Origin of the sequence: Desulfovibrio fairfieldensis (assembly GCF_001553605.1) — a bacterium.
GTDB classification, from domain to species: Bacteria; Desulfobacterota; Desulfovibrionia; order Desulfovibrionales; family Desulfovibrionaceae; genus Desulfovibrio; species Desulfovibrio fairfieldensis.
This window is the reverse complement of sequence record NZ_CP014229.1, coordinates 1,846,526-1,864,711: the sequence shown is the minus strand read 5'-3', so window position 1 is coordinate 1,864,711 and position 18,186 is coordinate 1,846,526. Positions and strand designations below refer to the sequence as shown.

The 18,186-nt window shown below is 54.4% G+C and carries 16 protein-coding genes; 6 read left to right on the top strand and 10 right to left on the bottom strand.

Annotated elements, in window-relative coordinates; all coding sequences use genetic code 11:
- Positions 1-63: 63 nt before the first annotated feature.
- On the top strand, positions 64-1,047 hold the full coding sequence (locus AXF13_RS15950; protein WP_083522014.1) for a metallophosphoesterase: 984 nt from the start codon (positions 64-66) through the stop codon (positions 1,045-1,047).
- Between the two features lie 272 nt (positions 1,048-1,319).
- Here AXF13_RS15950 and AXF13_RS07945 read toward each other — a convergent pair whose 3' ends face one another.
- The gene (locus AXF13_RS07945; RefSeq protein ID WP_062252389.1) at positions 1,320-2,099 is read right to left on the bottom strand and encodes a DNA adenine methylase; all 780 of its coding nucleotides are present in this window, start codon (positions 2,097-2,099) and stop codon (positions 1,320-1,322) included.
- 403 nt (positions 2,100-2,502) lie between these two features.
- On the opposite strand from AXF13_RS07945, the gene AXF13_RS16605 reads away from it, so the two are divergent.
- From AXF13_RS16605 to AXF13_RS07935, 3 genes are all read left to right on the top strand, one after another.
- Positions 2,503-3,093: a hypothetical protein gene (locus AXF13_RS16605; protein WP_150116106.1), complete on the top strand. Its 591-nt coding sequence runs from the start codon at positions 2,503-2,505 to the stop codon at positions 3,091-3,093.
- Positions 3,094-3,739: 646 nt separating this feature from the next.
- Entirely contained in the window at positions 3,740-4,549 is an 810-nt protein-coding gene (locus AXF13_RS07940; protein WP_223299879.1) for a DUF4116 domain-containing protein, read from the top strand.
- A 381-nt stretch (positions 4,550-4,930) separates the two neighbouring features.
- On the top strand, positions 4,931-5,335 hold the full coding sequence (locus AXF13_RS07935; protein WP_150116105.1) for a hypothetical protein: 405 nt from the start codon (positions 4,931-4,933) through the stop codon (positions 5,333-5,335).
- A gap of 79 nt (positions 5,336-5,414) precedes the next feature.
- On the opposite strand, the gene AXF13_RS07930 is transcribed toward AXF13_RS07935, so the two are convergent.
- Both AXF13_RS07930 and AXF13_RS07925 read right to left on the bottom strand, forming a co-directional pair.
- Positions 5,415-5,765, bottom strand: a complete 351-nt coding sequence (locus tag AXF13_RS07930; RefSeq protein WP_062252383.1) for a nucleoside 2-deoxyribosyltransferase — start codon at positions 5,763-5,765, stop codon at positions 5,415-5,417.
- Positions 5,766-5,800: 35 nt separating this feature from the next.
- Positions 5,801-6,190 carry a hypothetical protein gene (locus AXF13_RS07925; RefSeq protein WP_062252381.1) on the bottom strand — a complete coding sequence of 130 codons (390 nt, stop codon included), beginning with the start codon at positions 6,188-6,190 and terminating at the stop codon, positions 5,801-5,803.
- A gap of 381 nt (positions 6,191-6,571) precedes the next feature.
- On the opposite strand from AXF13_RS07925, the gene AXF13_RS07920 reads away from it, so the two are divergent.
- Entirely contained in the window at positions 6,572-7,699 is a 1,128-nt protein-coding gene (locus AXF13_RS07920; RefSeq protein WP_083522013.1) for a phage antirepressor N-terminal domain-containing protein, read from the top strand.
- 2 nt (positions 7,700-7,701) lie between these two features.
- Positions 7,702-7,938 (top strand): hypothetical protein, encoded by a 237-nt coding sequence (locus AXF13_RS07915; RefSeq protein WP_062252377.1) that lies wholly within the window; start codon positions 7,702-7,704, stop codon positions 7,936-7,938.
- 249 nt (positions 7,939-8,187) lie between these two features.
- Here AXF13_RS07915 and AXF13_RS16600 read toward each other — a convergent pair whose 3' ends face one another.
- From AXF13_RS16600 to cobN, 7 genes are all read right to left on the bottom strand, one after another.
- Positions 8,188-8,553, bottom strand: a complete 366-nt coding sequence (locus tag AXF13_RS16600; RefSeq protein WP_150116104.1) for a hypothetical protein — start codon at positions 8,551-8,553, stop codon at positions 8,188-8,190.
- Entirely contained in the window at positions 8,553-9,122 is a 570-nt protein-coding gene (locus AXF13_RS16595; RefSeq protein WP_150116103.1) for a hypothetical protein, read from the bottom strand. Before AXF13_RS16595 ends, AXF13_RS16600 begins: the two co-directional genes overlap by 1 nt.
- A gap of 338 nt (positions 9,123-9,460) precedes the next feature.
- Positions 9,461-10,297, bottom strand: a complete 837-nt coding sequence (locus tag AXF13_RS07910; protein ID WP_190276328.1) for an energy transducer TonB — start codon at positions 10,295-10,297, stop codon at positions 9,461-9,463.
- Positions 10,284-11,246, bottom strand: coding sequence for an ABC transporter substrate-binding protein (locus tag AXF13_RS07905; protein WP_062252373.1), 963 nt, complete (start codon positions 11,244-11,246; stop codon positions 10,284-10,286). The genes AXF13_RS07910 and AXF13_RS07905 overlap by 14 nt, the downstream gene beginning before the upstream one ends.
- The gene (locus AXF13_RS07900; protein ID WP_062252371.1) at positions 11,243-13,267 is read right to left on the bottom strand and encodes a magnesium chelatase subunit D family protein; all 2,025 of its coding nucleotides are present in this window, start codon (positions 13,265-13,267) and stop codon (positions 11,243-11,245) included. The genes AXF13_RS07905 and AXF13_RS07900 overlap by 4 nt, the downstream gene beginning before the upstream one ends.
- Positions 13,264-14,271, bottom strand: coding sequence for a magnesium chelatase ATPase subunit I (locus tag AXF13_RS07895; RefSeq protein WP_062252369.1), 1,008 nt, complete (start codon positions 14,269-14,271; stop codon positions 13,264-13,266). The genes AXF13_RS07900 and AXF13_RS07895 overlap by 4 nt, the downstream gene beginning before the upstream one ends.
- A complete protein-coding gene (cobN, locus tag AXF13_RS07890) occupies positions 14,268-18,173 on the bottom strand; it encodes a cobaltochelatase subunit CobN (RefSeq protein WP_062252368.1) in 3,906 nt (1,301 codons plus the stop codon). The genes AXF13_RS07895 and cobN overlap by 4 nt, the downstream gene beginning before the upstream one ends.
- Positions 18,174-18,186: the final 13 nt, after the last annotated feature.

The following is an 18,186-nucleotide window of genomic DNA, read 5'->3' as shown; positions in this document are numbered from 1 at the left end:
CTGCACCGACGAGGTTGAAGTCTTGCGAACGGGTACGTCCTCCGCGTACACGTGAGGCGACACATGGAAGAAAAAAGTATCCTGGTGCTTGGTGACTCCCACGCCCGCTGGGATTACCTCTGCTCAATCCTGGCGTTCTACAGCCCTGATCTGTGCATCGTCGCTGGGGATTTTGGCTGGTGGCCAAAGTTATTTCCTTTACCGCATGACATACTCCCGGCCTCTGTACTTGCGGCGACCGAGCTGCACTTTCTGGACGGCAATCATGAGGATCATCCTTCTCTTTGCGCCGCAGCTCCCAGGGGGAGCTTTCAATCCGTCGAATTGGCGCCGCATGTGATTTATCATCCCCGCGGATCCACCATGGAATTGCCTGACGGGAGAACGGTTTTTTTCGCGGGGGGAGGGAAGTCCATAGATCGTGCGTATCGGGAGGAGGGACGCGACTGGTTTCCTGAAGAAATTCTTGAGCGGGCTCACCTCCCCAGCAAACTGCCCAAGGTGGATATTGTCCTTTCGCATACTGTGCCCGCGGCATTTGGCATAGCTAAGCACAGCTGGAAGAACGCGCCGCGGGGCAACTTTGATTTTTCGCCGGATCCGAGTGTCAAGGTTCTTGATATGGTGTTGCGCGGTTGCAGACCATCGCTCTGGATTTCCGCGCACTATCATCGGCGTCTTGACGGCATATACGCGGAAAACGGAATGCGGACCGAGTACCATATCCTGGACCAGCTGGACGGGTATTTCTGCAGCAGCGCATATTCGTCGGCAGCCTTTTGGCTGAGTGGCAGGCCCTGTAGGGACTCCATAGGGTTTGGCTTTCCGGATGGCAGTATTGCTGAAGCACGCCGTGATGCGTCGGGTCTGTATGGTTGTCTCCCCCATGAGAACATTCCACTTCAATATCGTGGAGCGGCTGAAGAATTTTTTCGGGGCAGAACTGCACCTGTTCTCCAAGGAGCGGATGGAAAGCAAATCTGCGGCGCATATTTCCACGATGTAGGTGATTTTTTAAGAGCCCTTTGGAAGAGAAAATGGACCTAAATTTTGAAAAGATGCGTGAGACCGCAAGGCGGTTCCGCAGAAAAAAAGCCTTGGCCGGCGAATTCCCCGCCAGGGAACGAACATAGCCGCGCTCCGAAGAGAAACAGCAGATTTTGGAACAACTGATAATGAAAAAATTGCGGCGCAACGGGGTCTAACCTGCGGCTTATCTGCGGGCGCATGGAGAGTTTCCGCCGGAAAAACTCAGGTGATGTCTTAAAGATGATACGGAGAATAGTTTGTGGGCCGGGGTTATACCCCGGCCCTTTTACTTAGAAATTGGCAATCAGCAGCTCTGAGGGATGACTGTTTCTGCCTGGCGCGCATGTGTAACAGGTGCTGAGGCTGGAAATGCTAAAATTGGCAAAAAGTTCCCTTACCCTCGGAACGTCATTCAAGGACAAAAGGAATTTTCCGCGCAGATTTTTCAAAAGCCCGGGCAGTCGGGCAAAATCCTCCCTATGAAACATATCCTTGCCGTAATACTGCTCACGTCCGAAATAGGGCGGGTCAATGTAGAAGAACGAATTCTCACTGTCATAGCGCATGAGAATTTCCTGGTAAGGAAGGCATTCAATACAGGCCTGTGCAAGGCGCTCGTATGCCCCGCATATTATCTCGTTGACTCTGAGGGGGTTGAAGTTAGCTGGCTTTGAGCATTTCCGGCTAAATGACGGCTTTCCCGCCATGCGGCCGCTGAAGGACATCCGAATTATCTGGAAATACCGAGCCGCGCGCTGGATGTCCGTGAGGCATTCGACCGGCATCCTCCAAAGGCGCTCAAACTCCAGTAGCGCCGGCAGCGTCCAATTCATCTGCCTCAGAAATTCCTCGTGATGATTTTTAACCACACGGTAAAGCGTGACCACATCGGCGTTCAGGTCATTTAAAACCTCAACGGGCGCTGGATCTTTCCGGAAAAAGATCCAGGCGCCGCCTGCGAACGGCTCAATGTACGTGTGATGTGGCGGAATGAGGGGAACGATACGCTTGGCCAGGCGCATTTTGCCGCCAAGCCATCCTGCCAGAGGAGAAACGATTTTGGTTGCCATGGAAATCTCTCACTGGCTGTCGCGCAGCGCGGGTCTGGGGCGCGGGGCCCGCAGTGTTTCTATTGGCAATGCAATTTTTAAGCCAAGAATAAATTACAGCGGACTGGACTTTGTCTGGTTTGGTAAGACGAATTTTTAAATTTTTCTCACCTTTTTCTTGTTTTTTAGAAAAATTAGAAGTAATTTTTCAATTATTCATAAAATGTTCTCCCATGAAATGGATCAATGGAGCGATCAAGAAAGCCGGAGCAAGACCCCGGATGCTTTGAGGCATTGAAGAGATCCTAAATCGTACCTCGCTTATGTCTCCATCATGGGCAGGGGCATGGGGTGCTGGCCCGGAGTCAAGTCTTTTATCTGCGAAAGTATGGAGAACATCCCTTTGTAATTGGAGGTTAATGATATGACAAAATCTAAAAATATAGCTTTGATGGCAAACGTTAATCTTCTCAGGTCGGTATATATAATTATGGCTCCATTGGCAGTCGTTTTTGCTGCATACATAGTTTGTGATTATACAATTTTTTATCAATTTTTACGCATTGCCCTTTTTGAAAAATATTCATTACCTGGAAATAATTTTATTATTGATTATAATTCTATCTTTAGTGCTTGGTCTTTAGTTGTTGTATCTATTGCATATATCGGAGGGTATATTAATATAAGAAGCTATAAATCTGGAATAATGTGTATTATAATTGAGATTATTTTTATTATAACATCATTTTTATTAATTCATAAAATAATTTATACAAAAGCAAGTATTGATGAAATACAATATACTATTTCAAAAATTGAAGAATTTAAAGAGGACTCTGAACTGAATTTATGTAAAAAATTAGTTAAAAAATATGATGATGATTTTTTATCTCTTAACCTTATTTCATATAAGGTATGCGTTGATAAAGTCGAAGAAAGAAGAAAAGAAATTTATATGATAAATATGATGGAACGACAAAAGGATATGCTAAAGGATGTGCTTGTCGTGCCATAACTGAAGCGGATAGTGTAGCAAAAATTACAATACAATGAAAAAATACACAAAGATAAAACCATGCGGCCGCCAGCAGGCAGTACGGAGTCGATGGGCGCAGGGTATGATTCAGGCAAGATTACAAACTAGAATGTTATTATCAAAGTTCTTAATAATATTTAGTTTGTTTTGTATAATATCAGTATCAGTATTTATAATTTTACTCGTTTATTCTCTATATATGATGTTTAATGTAAGTATTCTGCTAATATCTTTACTTTTTATTATTCCAATGTGTTTCAATATGTTCAATATGTTTAAAACAATCTCTAAATATAAAAAATATTATTACTTATATTTTGATAAATCAGATATAGTTTTGTTGCTGTTAATGCCATTAACAACTTTACTTTCAGGGATATTTATTTTGGATATTGTATTTATATTGGGATGCAAGTAAACAATTTAACAAGACTACATAGTTAAATGAAATATTTCAAAAATTCTGTATTCCTACTGCTTTCCAAGGACACCTTTGCATCTACTTGCGGGTAGGGCGCGTTGCCGTATGTGAATTAATCGCCGCAACCATATTATCAGCAATACGGAGAAGAATATTATCTCATCTATTAGAGACCTTGAAGTTTGGACTGATGAAAACCATTGTTTGGCCGCTGTACAACGGGATGGATTGAACATCAAATTTGTCAAGCACCAGACAGAAGAAATTTGTATGGAGGCGGTGATAGAGAATGGGAATGCCCTTCAATACATCCGCGATCAAACTCATGAAATCTGTATGGCCGCCGTCTTTCAAGACGGAGAGGCACTTCGATATGTTCGGAACCAGACCAGGCCCATATATATGGAAGCCGTGAAGCAAAGAGGTTCAGCACTTCGGTATGTCATTGATCAGGATGAGCAGATTTGCATGACGGCAGTGAGGGAGGATGCCATGGCGCTCGAGTTCGTCAGGAAACAGACCGAGGGAGTTTGTTTGGAAGCCGTGAAGCAAGACGGCAATGTCATACTTTTCGTCCTTGACCAAACTGAACCTGTTTGCATGGCTGCAGTGAAGGAAAATGGGTATGCTCTTCAATTCGTCCATGAGCAAACCAGTCAAATATGCATGGCTGCGATCACGCAATGTGGGAACGCTCTTCAATACGCTCGGGAACAAACAGAGGATATCTGTCTGCAGGCCGTGAAGCAGGATGGAATGACTCTTCAGTACGTTCGGAAGCAGACGGAGCCCATATGCCTGCAGGCCGTTAAGCAAAACGGCAAAGCCCTCCAGTATGTCCGGAAGCAGACTGAATCCTTATGCATGGAAGCCGTGAAGCAAAACAGCTCAGCCCTTCAATACGTCACCAACCAAACTGAAGAGATATGCCGTACCGCCATGAGAGAGGGGGGGACCTCGACGTACTCCGTTTCGTGGACAAAGAATTCTGGCACATATTCCAGCAGGGTTTGAATTCCGGCTATCGCCCGGGTCTTGAGGAAGGCCCTGGGGGCCGGAGAAAACCACGTTGTCAATAGAATTGAGCGCGGAAGGCATTGCGGAAATGAAGAAAGAAAACTGAATTTTTTGTCCCACATTGGCCTGATGTGGAGTTCAGCGGAGGCTGCTGGCATTTCACGGAATACAAATCTGAGACTCTGCCCCCGATGCAGGCGCACAGGATCGGTCCCTTCCAGATCCGGGATATTGATAACATACAAGGGCCATATGGCGTTTCCGTCTGCACTGGGGCGGGAACTGAGTGGGACTATGCGAAAGATTTGCTGGTCTCTCTTTTTCCATACTTCTGGGACATCGCAGGCCAGAGGGAACGGCAGTGGGTGGAGAAGGTACGTGAAGGAAGTAAAAATGTTACAAATTGACAGCTTGAACCATGATTCAACTTGCGGATTCAGGGTCGTTTTCAGGTTTGAAACGTATGCTGATGTTGTGGCTCTCGGCCACATAATCAAAGGGCTTGTCGCAGCTATATCATTTCCTCATAAAAATGGATTGACTCCAGACAATGCGTTTTGTGAGACAGTTTCCGAGATGATTCCACACGAATCTGTCAAGGGAATTACTCGGCTGGCGACGTATGATGCAGAGGAATCGACCCCGCTCCTGGAGTTCGGCGCGCTAAACCCCAACGATCTGGAGGCGATCAACAAAGTGTACGATGAAGCCCATGGGTTTAGAAAAGATCACGGCCATAGATTTCCAGCGTGCTTTATCGATCTAGACCGGTTAGTACCGTGAGCCTCCTGGAAATAAGGATGGTTCTGGTTGTTGCTGATTCCAATGGCTTTATCGGGGGTTACGTTTTATGGGCCCCCACTCAAGGCCTGATCCGGGGCTTATTCTGACTCACCATTTGCATGTGAAACTTCAAATCCTCAACGTCATGTGAGAGTCCCAGAATATGATCAAGCAAGATACGCTCCTGAGGATCGAGCTCGTCCGTTTCCGCCAGGGCGAATATGGGTTTGCCGAGGGCTGCGGCCATTCCCGCCTCGAACATCGCGGCCCGATCAGGCTTCCAGCATACAACTACGGCGTCAGCCTGGCTGATTGCCTCCCGACTCGGGGACTTGGCGTTAACGATCTCGTAGCCGCACTGGTCACGGAGAATCATACTCAGCATCTGGACGCCGGTTTTGTTGTTGGCGATAATATATATTCTCTGCATAAGAGGCCCCCTTTTGCCGGAGGTGTCTGGGATGATCAGGGGCGGAACCGTTTGCACGGATTGAGCTGAAACCTTTTTTGCTTCAGGATGGATCCGTCAATCTCCTGGCCGGCGAAGTCATACTCCTTCCATGCGCCCCTATTGTAGATGTAGACACGGTCGATCCTGTGAACATCCATCATATTCCAGAACTGATGATCCGACACCACAAGGGAGGCGCCGGGGCCGTCTTCCCGGAGGATCTTGCCGGTATCCTGGTGGATGAAGCGGATCTCCCCTCCGGACATCAGACGGTCTACGGCGGGCTTGTCTCGGAAATTGTTCTTCAGGATGCGACCCAAGGCATCCAGATCTCCAGCCTGGCGAATGTAAACGCATTCGAAAACACCTGTTCCCCGTTCTCTCGCCACGTATGCCTTGCTCATCAGCTTTTCTCCGCTCACGCCTATTTTTCCCACACTTCGCTCTGGCGGAGATGGATTGCAAGCATTTTTTCAAATTTTTCATTTAATTTTTCTTGTTTTCGAGAAAAGCGGTTGATATTGACTTTTGAGTTGGGATGTGGCGTAGAATAACTCAGGTGCTAGAAACACCTCCTTGGCGGCCACGCCAACCCGACAGTTTTGGCTTTTTTTGTGCCTCGCATGCTGCGAGGTTGCCTCTTGCCATATTTGCCGGGCGTGGACGAAATACAATACTCCGTATGGAGAAAATAGTCCGCAGCTCCAAGGGCTGTTTCTAGCACCCGGCATTTCCCAATGGGGGAGATGCCTGCATGAACCTAGAAAGTTCCCTTGGAGGCTCCAATGAGTCAGACTCCCGTTTTCGCTCTTTCCTCCGTTCCATTCCATGGCGACACCATTTTCTGCACAACCATCAACGGACAGCCCTTCACTCCGGTCAAGCCCATTATCGAAAATTTGGGCTTGAATTGGCCTTCTCAGACGGCAAAGCTCAATGCCAATAAGGAAAGATGGGGTGTTGCGATCATCGCAACACCTTCCGAGGGAGGTCAGCAGCAAACTCTTTGCATGCCCGTGCGCAAATTGCCGGCATTTCTCGCCAGCATCAATCCCAAAAAGGTCCGAGCCGATCTTCGGCCCAAAATTGAGCTCTACCAGGCCGAGTGCGACGAAGCGCTCTGGAACTACTGGACGAAGGGCAGGGCGGAGCGCGCTTCGGCCGCATTGCCTGCCCCGACGCTTATGCCCCAGAATATAAAGCCCGGCGTGCATCTGCACTCGCTGGAATTCGCAGGCCAAAAGCTGCGTGCAGCCACAAAGGACGGCCATCTCTGGATTGCCGTCAACGATCTGGGCCCGGCTCTGGGCTATGCGGCGGCCTCGGGCTGGCTCCCCGCCGAGCTGCCGGCGCTGTGGGAGGGCGTGCTCGGGCGCGACAGCTATGACGGTACCTGGAGAATCGTCTCTCCTCGGCAGGGCAAGTGCTGCGTGCCCAAGGTCCGGATGCTTTCAGAAGAAGCCGTGCGCGCCATGATTGAGCGTTGCACCAAGCCGCAGTCCCGGGATTTCGAAACTTGGCTGAAAGAAGAGGCCATCCCTGGGCTGCGCGAGGAAGGCTGGTACGGCCGGGTGGAAGCTCTGGCGGCAGCAGTGAAGGATGAAACGCCTGAGTGTCTTGTCCTGGAAAATTCCGGGCTATCCCAGGAAACCTTCCAAGACTATCTGCGGCGTATGGAGCAACTGCGCCGGATCGTCGAGGAGCTGCTGGGCGAGATCCACATCGGCGCCAAACCGTATCTGTTGGCCACGGCCAGAGAGCAGGCACGCCGCGGAGGCTCCGAGGATATATCTCTGGCAATGGCCTACCTCAATCCCTTTGACGAGGCTCGTGACGCCTTTGCCCGCGGCTTCCGGATCACCCGGCACATGACCCAGGCCGCGTCCATTCTGTCAGAGCGGCAGGGGGCATAGCCATGGAACATGTCGCCACCTCTATGGAAGTCGCCCGCATAGCCTGCCGCAAGCACTCCCATGTGCTGCGGGAAATTGACCGCCTGCGCGTCATTTTGCCGGACTTGGCGGATCATCTGCTTCTCATTGAAGGGGAAAAACGCGCTTTCGCGCTTACCTACCAAGCCCTGGCCATGCTGGACGTAGGTTATGGTAAAAGCGCATTGCTCTGGAAGTGGAGCAGATTGCTCTCAGCGTAGAAAAATAGGGTGAGTCCGTATGGCGGACTCACCCTTCTCGTCGTCAGTTTGGCAAAAGTTAAATGCTCTGACAGCGCGACCACGCCATCAAAGGGCAGTTCTGAAGCAGCTACCTACGGCACATGAGCGCCCTGATTAAACAACCAATATTTGCAGATGTAAAAAGTTTTTTATGTATTTATAATACATAAAAAACTTTTTACACGTTTATCATCAAAAAAGTAGAAAGCATATTGGCTTTTTTTGTTTTTACGGAATGACATGCACTATTTGCCCGGTTGCATTTTTTAGGGCATTCTTGGCAGACGTCGTATCAAAATTAGTTATACCGATGCATCCATGCGTACCGGGGAGCCCACCATCAGGGTGAATGCCAAATCCATAGCGGGATGTCGAAAATTGAGGCGTAATTGGGCACCACCAGGCATTTCCCGCACGATCCCTGAAATCACGCATACTTTTGTCATTTTTTGCGTAAACAACCAAACTCTCTATTGTATATCTTTTGTCGTAAGGCAACGCCTCCGCTAACCCACCACTGCAAGCTGACCATGTCTCCCCTAAGGGAGAAGTTAAAATTTGTTGCTTTATGCTGAAGACCCATTCTGCTGCCATTACATACCTCCCTTATCATGTAATAAAGAATCTATAGATTCACTAACCCATCCATCAGAAAGTGGAATTATCTTATCAATTTTCTTTCTTGCCATTTTTTTTAATTCAATATCTGTATTATTTATAACTTCATAGTCCATATTAACAAAATCGATGAGATATTTAAGCATATTGCTATGTGGGCAACGTGTTACTGAGCATTCAAAACTAATTAATGCCACAAAATTATCTTTATCGTCTGGGAAGGATGCAATAAAATTTTTCATATCTGAATAATCAGATGTAAATTTACTTATTGTATATAACTTTATGCATCTTTCCACTTGAGTATTTTTGTTATTTACTGAAGCTCTCAGAAATTTTTCTAAACTTATTGTATTAGACATTTCAATGCTTAAAAGCATTGAGCCAAGTGAAATATTTTTATCGTTGCTTTTATATAATTCGAGAAAAAGCGCTGTTATGGGGGGCTCTTTAACCGCTCCAATAGCAGGCTTTGTCTGGCTTATGGAAATAGAACAACAGATGAAAGCCGTTATACAAAAAAATTTAATTTTGCTGATGTACATTGGATTTACCGCCAAATTTGTTAATTCAGAAATTTATACTCGTATCGCATGAAAATTTTATAATTGCAAGCTGATATAAGTTTTCTTGTTATAAGGGGAATTTAATAAGTACAGCATGTTCCAGGGCCTTACAAAAGGCCATGCACGCATTCTCTGAGTGTCGGCCATATCGAAGCCTTTTGGGAATTGAGCGCGATCCAGTTCGGTTTGTTGGATTATCAGATTCAGGCGGAAAGAGAGAAGCGTGGATCTAGGCTTTCGTCCCAGATTCTGACCATGCTTGTGGCAAAAGCGCATTGCGTTGGAAATGGAGCAGGGTGTTCTTGAAGATTTACCGGCTATTCCTTCAAAACAAAGAGCATGGGAATAAGCACTACGCATGGAACAGGTTTGCCTTCGATACGGGCAGGCGCAAAGGTGGATGCCTGTATGCAGTTCAGCGCGGCCGCACCGAAGTCCGCATGGTCGGTCCGTATCACACGGGCGCGCAGCAGCTTGCCTTCCCCATCCAGATAAGCTTCCACCACGGCCTTGCCTTCCAGGTTGCGTCGTTGCGCCGCGCGCGGGTAGCGCAATGGAGCCTGCCGCAGGAAGCGGGGGCCGCCGCCGGCATTCCAGGCCATAACCTGCGGCTGTGGTGTACCCTCTATCGGGACCATGCCGGGTATGTCTGTTCCTAGGCCGCCTTGTTTCTCCGTTGGCTGCTGTTTCGCCGCGTTTTCTATAGAACGGTGCCCGGAGGTTTTCACAGGCGGCACAATTGGTTCTTTTTCAAATTTTTTATGACGGGGCTTTGCGGCGGTTTTGTTTTTTCTGACATGTTCCCGGCGCTGCACGGTCTGCCGGACTGGCACAGCCTGTTCCGGCTTCTGTTCCTCAACGGCAGAAGATTCCTCAGCGGCAGCCGTTGCCTTTGCGGCCTGTTCCGGCAACTGCGGACTGGTCCGGTCCGGCAAATTCGCCATATCCGTATTACCGGCGGTCCCGGTTCCCGCAGGAGCCCAGCTGACCGTCAATACGCCGCCGGACTGCACCGGCAGATAGTCCGGCAGAGCCAAAGCCGCCGCCAACAGACTGACGACCAGAACCCCATGCAGCAGAAATGAAAGTCCCATTGCCAGCACTGCCGGGATTTCTTTCCGCTTTGCCGGAGGAAGCGGATTAAGGGACAGCAAGAGCGCCTCCCGCGCTGTCTTCTTGGAACAGATGCAGATACTCTTTGTGCAAAGCTTGCGCATTGGTTTTGCATGCCGCTTCGGGGTAAAATGCCTCCACCAGCGCCGCCATGCCCACTACCCAGCGTGGGCCGCCCAGAATGTCGGCTGAAATGGCATATACCCGACCGTCTCGGGCGGCGGGCACATCCTGCCAGCCGATACGAGCCGACAGCTCCGCACGCGCTTTTTTCAATTGCTCAAGTCCTTTTTGGGTATCCAGCGAGGAAAGAGAAACGCTTTTAATCACCACATCGGGGTGTTGCTCCACGACCCATTCCATGTTGACCGGCGATGAGGCCGTGTGCAATCGACTTGCCGGGTTGCGCCCTCCCGCTTTCAATGTCAGCTCAAAAAGGGCAGAACCGGGACCCGCCAACCGATCCGGCGCAAAATGCTCGGCCAGCACGGCTGGCTGTGCCACGCCTGCGGGGATACTTGCATGCAGGCGCGCTTCCGCTTGCCGGACCCAGTTCAGGTAGTCTTTTCCTCTGGCAACGGCTTTCTCTCCCAGCAGCTCGGCCAGAGCATGCACGCCCCACGTCAGGTTTTCCGGCAAATGCATGTCCAGACGTAGAACGCGGATGCCAAAGGGTTCAAGACGGCGCTCCAGTTCCGGGCCAGGATAGCCTTTCCAAGTCACCACCACATCCGGCCCCAGAGCCGCGATGGCCTCAAGATTTGGTGAGAATCCTTTGCCGACGCCGGGGATTTTTGCTGCTTCCGGCAAAAGTGCGCCTCGTTCGGCGGCATGCTGGGAAACGCCCACCACCTGAGCCATGCCGCCCAGCAGCCGGACCACCTCTAGCGCGTCTACGGGCAGAACAACAAGGCGCGTCGCAGCTTGGATCTGTGAGGCACAAAACAACAGCCACAGACAGCAGTATAAGAGTGTTTTCTGCAGCATCATTCAGCGATGCTCCGTACAAGGCCCATCAGTGTGGAGGCGCGCAGAGCCTCCACCGGCAGATATCCAGCTCCCATGACTTCCGCCAGTTGCAGGGCTTGGCCGAACTGCAGCAGTCCTCCCTGCTCCACGTCAACGACCAGAGAATACACGCGCGCATCCCGTGCGATACGGCGGGCTTCGTCCAAAGCTGCGTCCAGAGCCGAACCTGTCTCCAGGGAAGGCGTAACATTAGCTCTGCCGTCTGAAATAACGACCAGAATCGGCCGGGTGTCCGGATTTTTCCGCAAGGCGTTGCCAATAACGCGTCTGGCTTCCCTCAGGCCGTCGGCAAGAGGCGTGCGCCCTCCGGTAGGCAGATCCTGCAGTTCCTTTGAAGCAAGTTCTACGCTGCCTGTGGGCTGCAGCAGCGTTTGGCCCCGTTGGCCGCGAAAGGCCACCAGCGAAACCTGATCCCGTTTTTGATAGGCATGCAGCAGGAGAGACAGGACGGCGCTTTTGACCTCACGCATGCGGCTGGCTGCGCCCATGGAGCCGGAGGCGTCCACGGCGAAGACAATGAGATTGCCCATATGACGTTCTCGACGTTTATAGCGCCAATCATCAGGTCGTACACGCACACGCAGAGGCGGCCTGATGTTTTCTTCATGCACGGCTATTCGCAGGGCTGCGGCCCGGATTGTGGGTTCCAGAGCTATGTCCGGCGGCATACCTTGCAGGAGCGGACGCGCTGAATAACCGACGCAACGTCCGCTTTTCTGCGCGGTACGCGTCCGGCTGTGGCGGCCGGAGCCGTTACGCAGACGTTTGTCCATGGGCGGTCGCAACGGCCTCACCTGATAGGGACTGCCCGCAGCGAAAATTTGTTCGCGCTCCGTGCCTGCCGGAAGGTCAGGCTCGTGGGATATCCCATCACGGCCAACGATATCCCCGCCCGCTATGTCGGGAGGCTGAGCTTGCCCGTGGAGGGTTTGTCCATCTGCCTTTCGCTGCTTCTCCTGTCCCGGCTTTGGCGCTTCCTTGCGTTCTTTCGACTCATGGGCGGAAGGAGCGCTCATACGCCGTCGGTGAGTCAGAGCCATGACAGCGGCTTCCTGCACATGCTCGCCGCGTACGGTAGTGCAGCCGTCCAGCGCGGCCAGAGCCCGCGCTGTGCGCAACAGTGCCAGCTCACCCCTGTGCCCGGCGCAACGCGCTTCCGCGACCAACAGGACAATATCTCTCAGAAGCGCTTCCGGCACACGCAGTCCGGGCAGCAGATTACGCCCCTCTCGCAGTTGGTCGGCCAGAGCCTTTTGAGCCGTCTCCCATTGCGCCTTGAACAGTACGGGGGCGGCGTCAAAGGCTTCTCTCCGCCGCAGGATTTCCAGTCTCAGGAACGGATCTTCCGGGGCCAGCACATCCACGCACAGCCCGAAGCGGTCCAGTAGTTGCGGACGCAGGGGGCCTTCTTCGGGATTCATGCTCCCGATCAGGGCAAAACAGGCGGCATGTCCAACAGTACAGCCGTCGCGTTCCAGCTTGTTGACGCCGCTGGAGCAGACATCCAGCAGCAAATCAACAAGCTGGTCGGGGAGTAGATTGATTTCATCCACATACAGCATGCCCTGATGGGCGGCTGCCAGCAGGCCCGGCTGAACCACGCGCCGACCGCCACGCAAAGCCGCTTCGGTATCCAGGCCGCCTGTCAGCCTGTCCTCCGTGGCGGAAAGCGGCAGCGTTATAAGGGGAGCGCATACGACATCCACAGGCAAGGGACCTCTTGCCGCCGCCCGCGCGCAGTCCGGGCAGAGCGGACCCTGCGGAGAGCAGCGCCACGGGCAGTTCGCCACCACGGAAACAGACGGCAAAAGTTTCGCCAGTGCACGCACCGCCGTGGATTTCGCCGTGCCTTTCTGACCACGCAGCAAGACGCCGCCGATATCCGGGCACAGTGCGTTTGCCAGCAACGCGCGGCGCATGAGGGGCTGGCCCGTCAGCGCAGTAAAGGGAAACAGATGCCGTGAGGGCGCTGCCGCGTTCATGGGCGAGTCCCGCCCACCGCCTCAAAAGGTTTGCGGCGCATCCGGTGCGGAAGGACCAAAGAGGCCGCTTTGTGCACGTCCTCCAGCCGGACTTCCCTGCGCCCATCCAGGGCCACGAGGGTTTTAGCGGTTTTGAGCATAACGATGTCGGCGCGATGACCATCCACCTGGGCGGCAATGGCTTGTTCCACCACGGCGCGCATGCAGGCCTCGTCGGCTTGTACATCCGATAGCAGGCGGCGGGCCGTCATGACGCTTTCAGCTAGAGTCCTGTCCTTTTCCTGCCAGCGTTCGCAAAATTCCACCGGATCGCGTTCAAAGTCCATACGACGGGTCATGACAGCCATGCGCTGTTCCGGCTCAGCCATGCCGCGCACTTCCACGCAAAGACCGAAACGGTCCAGTAATTGCGGCCGCAGTTCGCCTTCTTCCGGATTCATTGTGCCCACCAGGGTGAAACGCGCCGGATGCGACCATGAAAGCCCTTCACGTTCCACGGTATTTACGCCCATGGCCGCAGCGTCCAGAAGCACGTCCACCAGATGGTCGTCCAGCAGGTTCACCTCGTCCACATAGAGGATGCCCCTGTTTGCGGCGGCCAGCAGGCCGTGCTCGAAACGGCGGCGGCCGTCGGCCAAGGCCGCTTCCATATCCAGCGAGCCTACCACGCGGTCTTCGCCGGCTCCCACGGGCAGTTCGGTCACGCGCACCCGCCGTTGTTCCCTGGGCAATTCGCCGGTAGAGGAAAGCATTTCACGGCACAGCGGGCACAGCGTGTCCGCGTCGTCAGGGTCGCAGGCGCAGGGACAGCCCCGCACCACGTCCATCTCGGGCAGAATGGCCGCCAGAGCCCGCACCGCGGTAGATTTGGCCGTGCCCTTTTCTCCGCGCACTAATACGCCGCCGATGCCGGGATTGACCACATTGAGCAGCAGCGCCTCCTTTAAAGCCTCCTGTCCCACAATGGCGGAAAACGGGTAGGAATGCGGCCGGATCATGCTCATATCTTGTCCTCACTGTCCTGCATATCTGTGTTTGGAGCCACGATGACGTCTATGCCGCCGCCTTGAAAACTGCTGCCGAAGGCTTCCGTGCGTTCCTCCAGCCAACCCTCCATGTCCAGATAGTTCTGGCGCAGGGCGTCCAGCACTTCCGGGTCGGCCTGCCATACGCCCCTAGCCTGGGCCTCCAGCAAGCGGCGGGCGATTTCTTCCAGAGCCCAGGGATTGTGCTCTTCAAAAAAGGCGCGGTTTTCCGCATCCAGCACAAAGGTGCGCGCCATGTCGTCAAAAATTCCGTCATCCACTAAGCCGGTGGTAGCGTCCCAGCCGTAGACGCGCCCGGCGCGTTTGGCCATATCGCCCGCGCCCTTGTAGCCGTGGCGTTTCATGCCCGCTATCCAGCGCGGATTGAGCAGTTTACCGCGTACCACCCGGCGGATTTCATCGGCCATGTCCCGCACCCGCACGTGCCGGGGTTCGCGCGTATCGCCATAGTAAACCCGCACGGGATGCCCGCTCAGATGCGAGGCGGCCGCCGTCATGCCTCCGTGAATGCCGTAAATGGCGCAGCAGTTGAGCAGGTCGTGTTCGTCGCTGACCACCTTGTTGTAGGTGATGTCCACATTGGAAAGGCTGGCCGTCAGTGCGGGAACCTCCTCCTCTCCCCAAACGCCGTTGCCATAGGCATAGCCGTTCCAGCGTAAAAAGACGTCGGCCAGATCCGCTTCCGTACGCCAGGCCGACGCGTGAACCGCCAAATCAACACCGCCCTGGTAGACGCCGGGACGGGAAGAAAACACGCGCAATGTAGCCTTACGCCAGGCGCTCTGATCTTCTTCCGGCTGTTGCCACTGCTTCAGGCGTTCACGGCAGTGCTTGCGCACGGAATTTCCCTCATCATCCTCATCCAGCGTCGCCACCGCCTGTACAGCATTGTCCAGAAAGCGCACGGCCTCGGGAAAGGAGTCGCGCAACAGGCCGGAGACCCGCACGGTAACGTCGATGCGCGGTCTGCCAAGTTCCTTCAGGGGGATGACCTCATGTCCGTCGACCACTCCGCCGCGCCAGACTGGCCGAACTCCCAGCAGGGCCAGCAACTGGCCCAGGCCTTCGCCGTCGCTCCACATCAGGTCGTTGCACATCCAGAACATGGCCACGTTTTCAGGATAGCGGCCTTCTTCCTTCAGATGCTTGTCCAAAATGCCGTTCGCCAGGTTGCACCCCACGCGCCAAGCCGCTTCCGTGGGAAGGCGGCGGGGATCCAGGGTATAGGAATTGCGGCCCGTGGGCAGAATGTCGTCACGTCCGCGCGCCAGCAGACCGGACGGACCGGGCGTCACGTATCCCCCGGCCAGAGCGTGCAGAAAGGAAGCGCGTTCCTCTGAGGCGTCCAGACGGGCCGCCAGGTCGCGGACGCGTGTGAGCAACCCGCGCAATGCGCCGCGCAAGGACGCGGGAAGGTCCGGCATCAGTGCCGCCAGCCGCGCATCGGCTTCCCCGGCAGGCAGGGGCAACAGTTCCAGCAAGACTGCGGTAAAAGCGGCCCCTTCCTCATCCAGACGCTGCAACAAGGTTCCACGATCCGGTTCAGAGGCTGATTCCAGTTCTGCGGAAGGGGCCGACAGAGCGTCAAAATCCAACCCGTTGAAGGCGCAGAGCAGGCGGCGCAGACTCGACGGATTACCGGTATCGTGCCGCAGGAGGGTATAGATGAAGTCCGCCCGCGTTTTGTCCGTCGGGAGTTCTCCCAACACGTGCAGGCCGACGTCCACCCTGGTCGTACGCAATAGGTCCAACGTCTCATGCAACCGGGCCGCCAGGATAGCGAAATCCGTCTGTGGATTCTTTTGCAGCAGATCTTTTTCCACATCGGCCAGTCCGGCGGACCGCGCGGCCTCGCGCACCAGATGCTCCAACTGATGCGCACGAGACGGATCGCGCCTGCGGACTTCCGCCCACTGTCCCAGATGATTGTCCAGGGCCTCCAGCTTTTCATCAAGCCCGCCGGTTACCTGCGGCGGGCGCATGTGATTGACCAGCGTGGCATAGGCGCGACGCTTGGCGATCACGGCCTCGGCTGGATTGTCGGCGTTATAGATGTAGAGGTGCGGCACTTCGTGAAGTGTCGTGTCGGGCAGACAGGCGGCGGAAAGTCCGACGGCCTTTCCCGGCAGAAATTCCAGCGTGCCGTGGGTACCCACATGTACGACGGCATCCGCGCCGAAACCGTCCTGCAACCAGCGGTAGGTGGCCAGATACTGGTGCGGGGGAGGAATATCCGGATCGTGCAGGATGCGGCAGACCTGGCCGTCACAGCGGGAACCCGCGCAACCGCGTTTGGGTTGCACGCAAACCACGGCATTGCCCAGAGAGATGCCCGTCACCAGCAGATGTCCGTCAAGGGTCATGGCCGGAGGCTGACCGTCCTTGCCCTGTCCGGGAGGCCCCCATGCCTCGTCCACGCGGCGGCGTACTTCTTCGGGCCAGGCGGCGGCCCATTCCTGATATTGCGCCAGAGGCACGCGCGCCAGTATGCCACCCTTGCCCTCTATTTCCCGCGCCGTGGTCCAGCGAAACTCGCTGACGGCCTTGCGGTCCAGAATCATGCGCATCAGGGCCTCGCCGCTTTCCGGCACTGCAACGGCATAGCCGGCGTCGCGCATGTCGCGCAGCAGGGCATGCAACGAAGCCGGCGTGTCCAGTCCGGCCGCGCCGCCCACGGTGCCCTCGGCCGAGGAACAGGGATCATTATGTAGAATGAAAGCCACGCGCCGCTGTGCCACGGGTTTATCGCGCAGGCGCAGCCAGCGTTCCACACGGGCCGCCAGACGCTGCACACGTTCCGGCAGGGGCATGCGGTAGGCCACATCGCCCAGACTTTTTTCCGGGACTGTGCCGCCCAGAAAAAATGGCTCCACAACCCCTTCAAATTCCGGCAAGGCCACAGCCCAAGCCACTTCAGAACCGAGCCCCTGTGGGTCGGCCTGCCAAGCTTCCACTGTTTTTGAGGATGAAAATACCGGTTGGAAAACCGGCACACCCAGCCGACGGAAAAGGCGTACATTGTCCCTGGCCGGGGAATCGTCGCCCACAAAGGCAGGGGCTTCCTCTTCCATGCCCTTTTCGCGGGAGAAGTAGGGCAGAAGTTTGATCAGGGCATCCACCCGGCTTTGCCCCTGTGGATCAAGGAAGACTTCCTTGGCCCATCTGGTCCCTCCCCTGTTGCCCAGCGCCGCATCGCGCAAAGCATTGGCGAAGGCGGGCAGAACGCGCAGCCCTTTATTTTCCAGAGCGCGTACCAGGGATTCTTCCGCTTGGGTCATGGCGTTGACCCAGTAGTGCCGTCCGAAAAGCAGGCCCACCGTGTCCCCGCACAGCCCTTTCTGTTCCGCATGTCCCGCATACCAGTCAAGGTAGGCGCTGACACCGTCAAAAGCGGGCACTGGCGCGTCCGGGTGCCAGAGTCCTTCCCAGAGCATGGCGCGCGGTTCTGGCAGCGTGGCGATATCGTCGCCGCGAGCGAGTGCTTTCATAAAGCGCAACAGGGTTTCCGTATTGTCCGCGCCGCCGTAGGACAGATAGCGGTAGGCCCTTTCTGCCTCCTGCGGCGACACCGAGGACAATGCCCAGGCTGCGGGGTCCGAAGCGACGCAGATCACCGGCAGATGTTCTCCGGCCCCGCGCAGGGGATCGTCCAGTGTGTTCCAGACTGTGTCAGATCCCCGGAATACAAAGACGGCCCCGGCATCCTCAACGGCCTGAATGCAGTCTTCCGGGCGTTCCTCAAGGTCGCGCGAACAGAACACGCGAACGGCAACGCCTTCCCCCAGGGATTTCGCCGCCTCCCGCAGCATGGCGGCATGGCTTGACCAGACAATGCAGGTCAGAATCGTTGGTATTTCCATTATATTGCGCCTC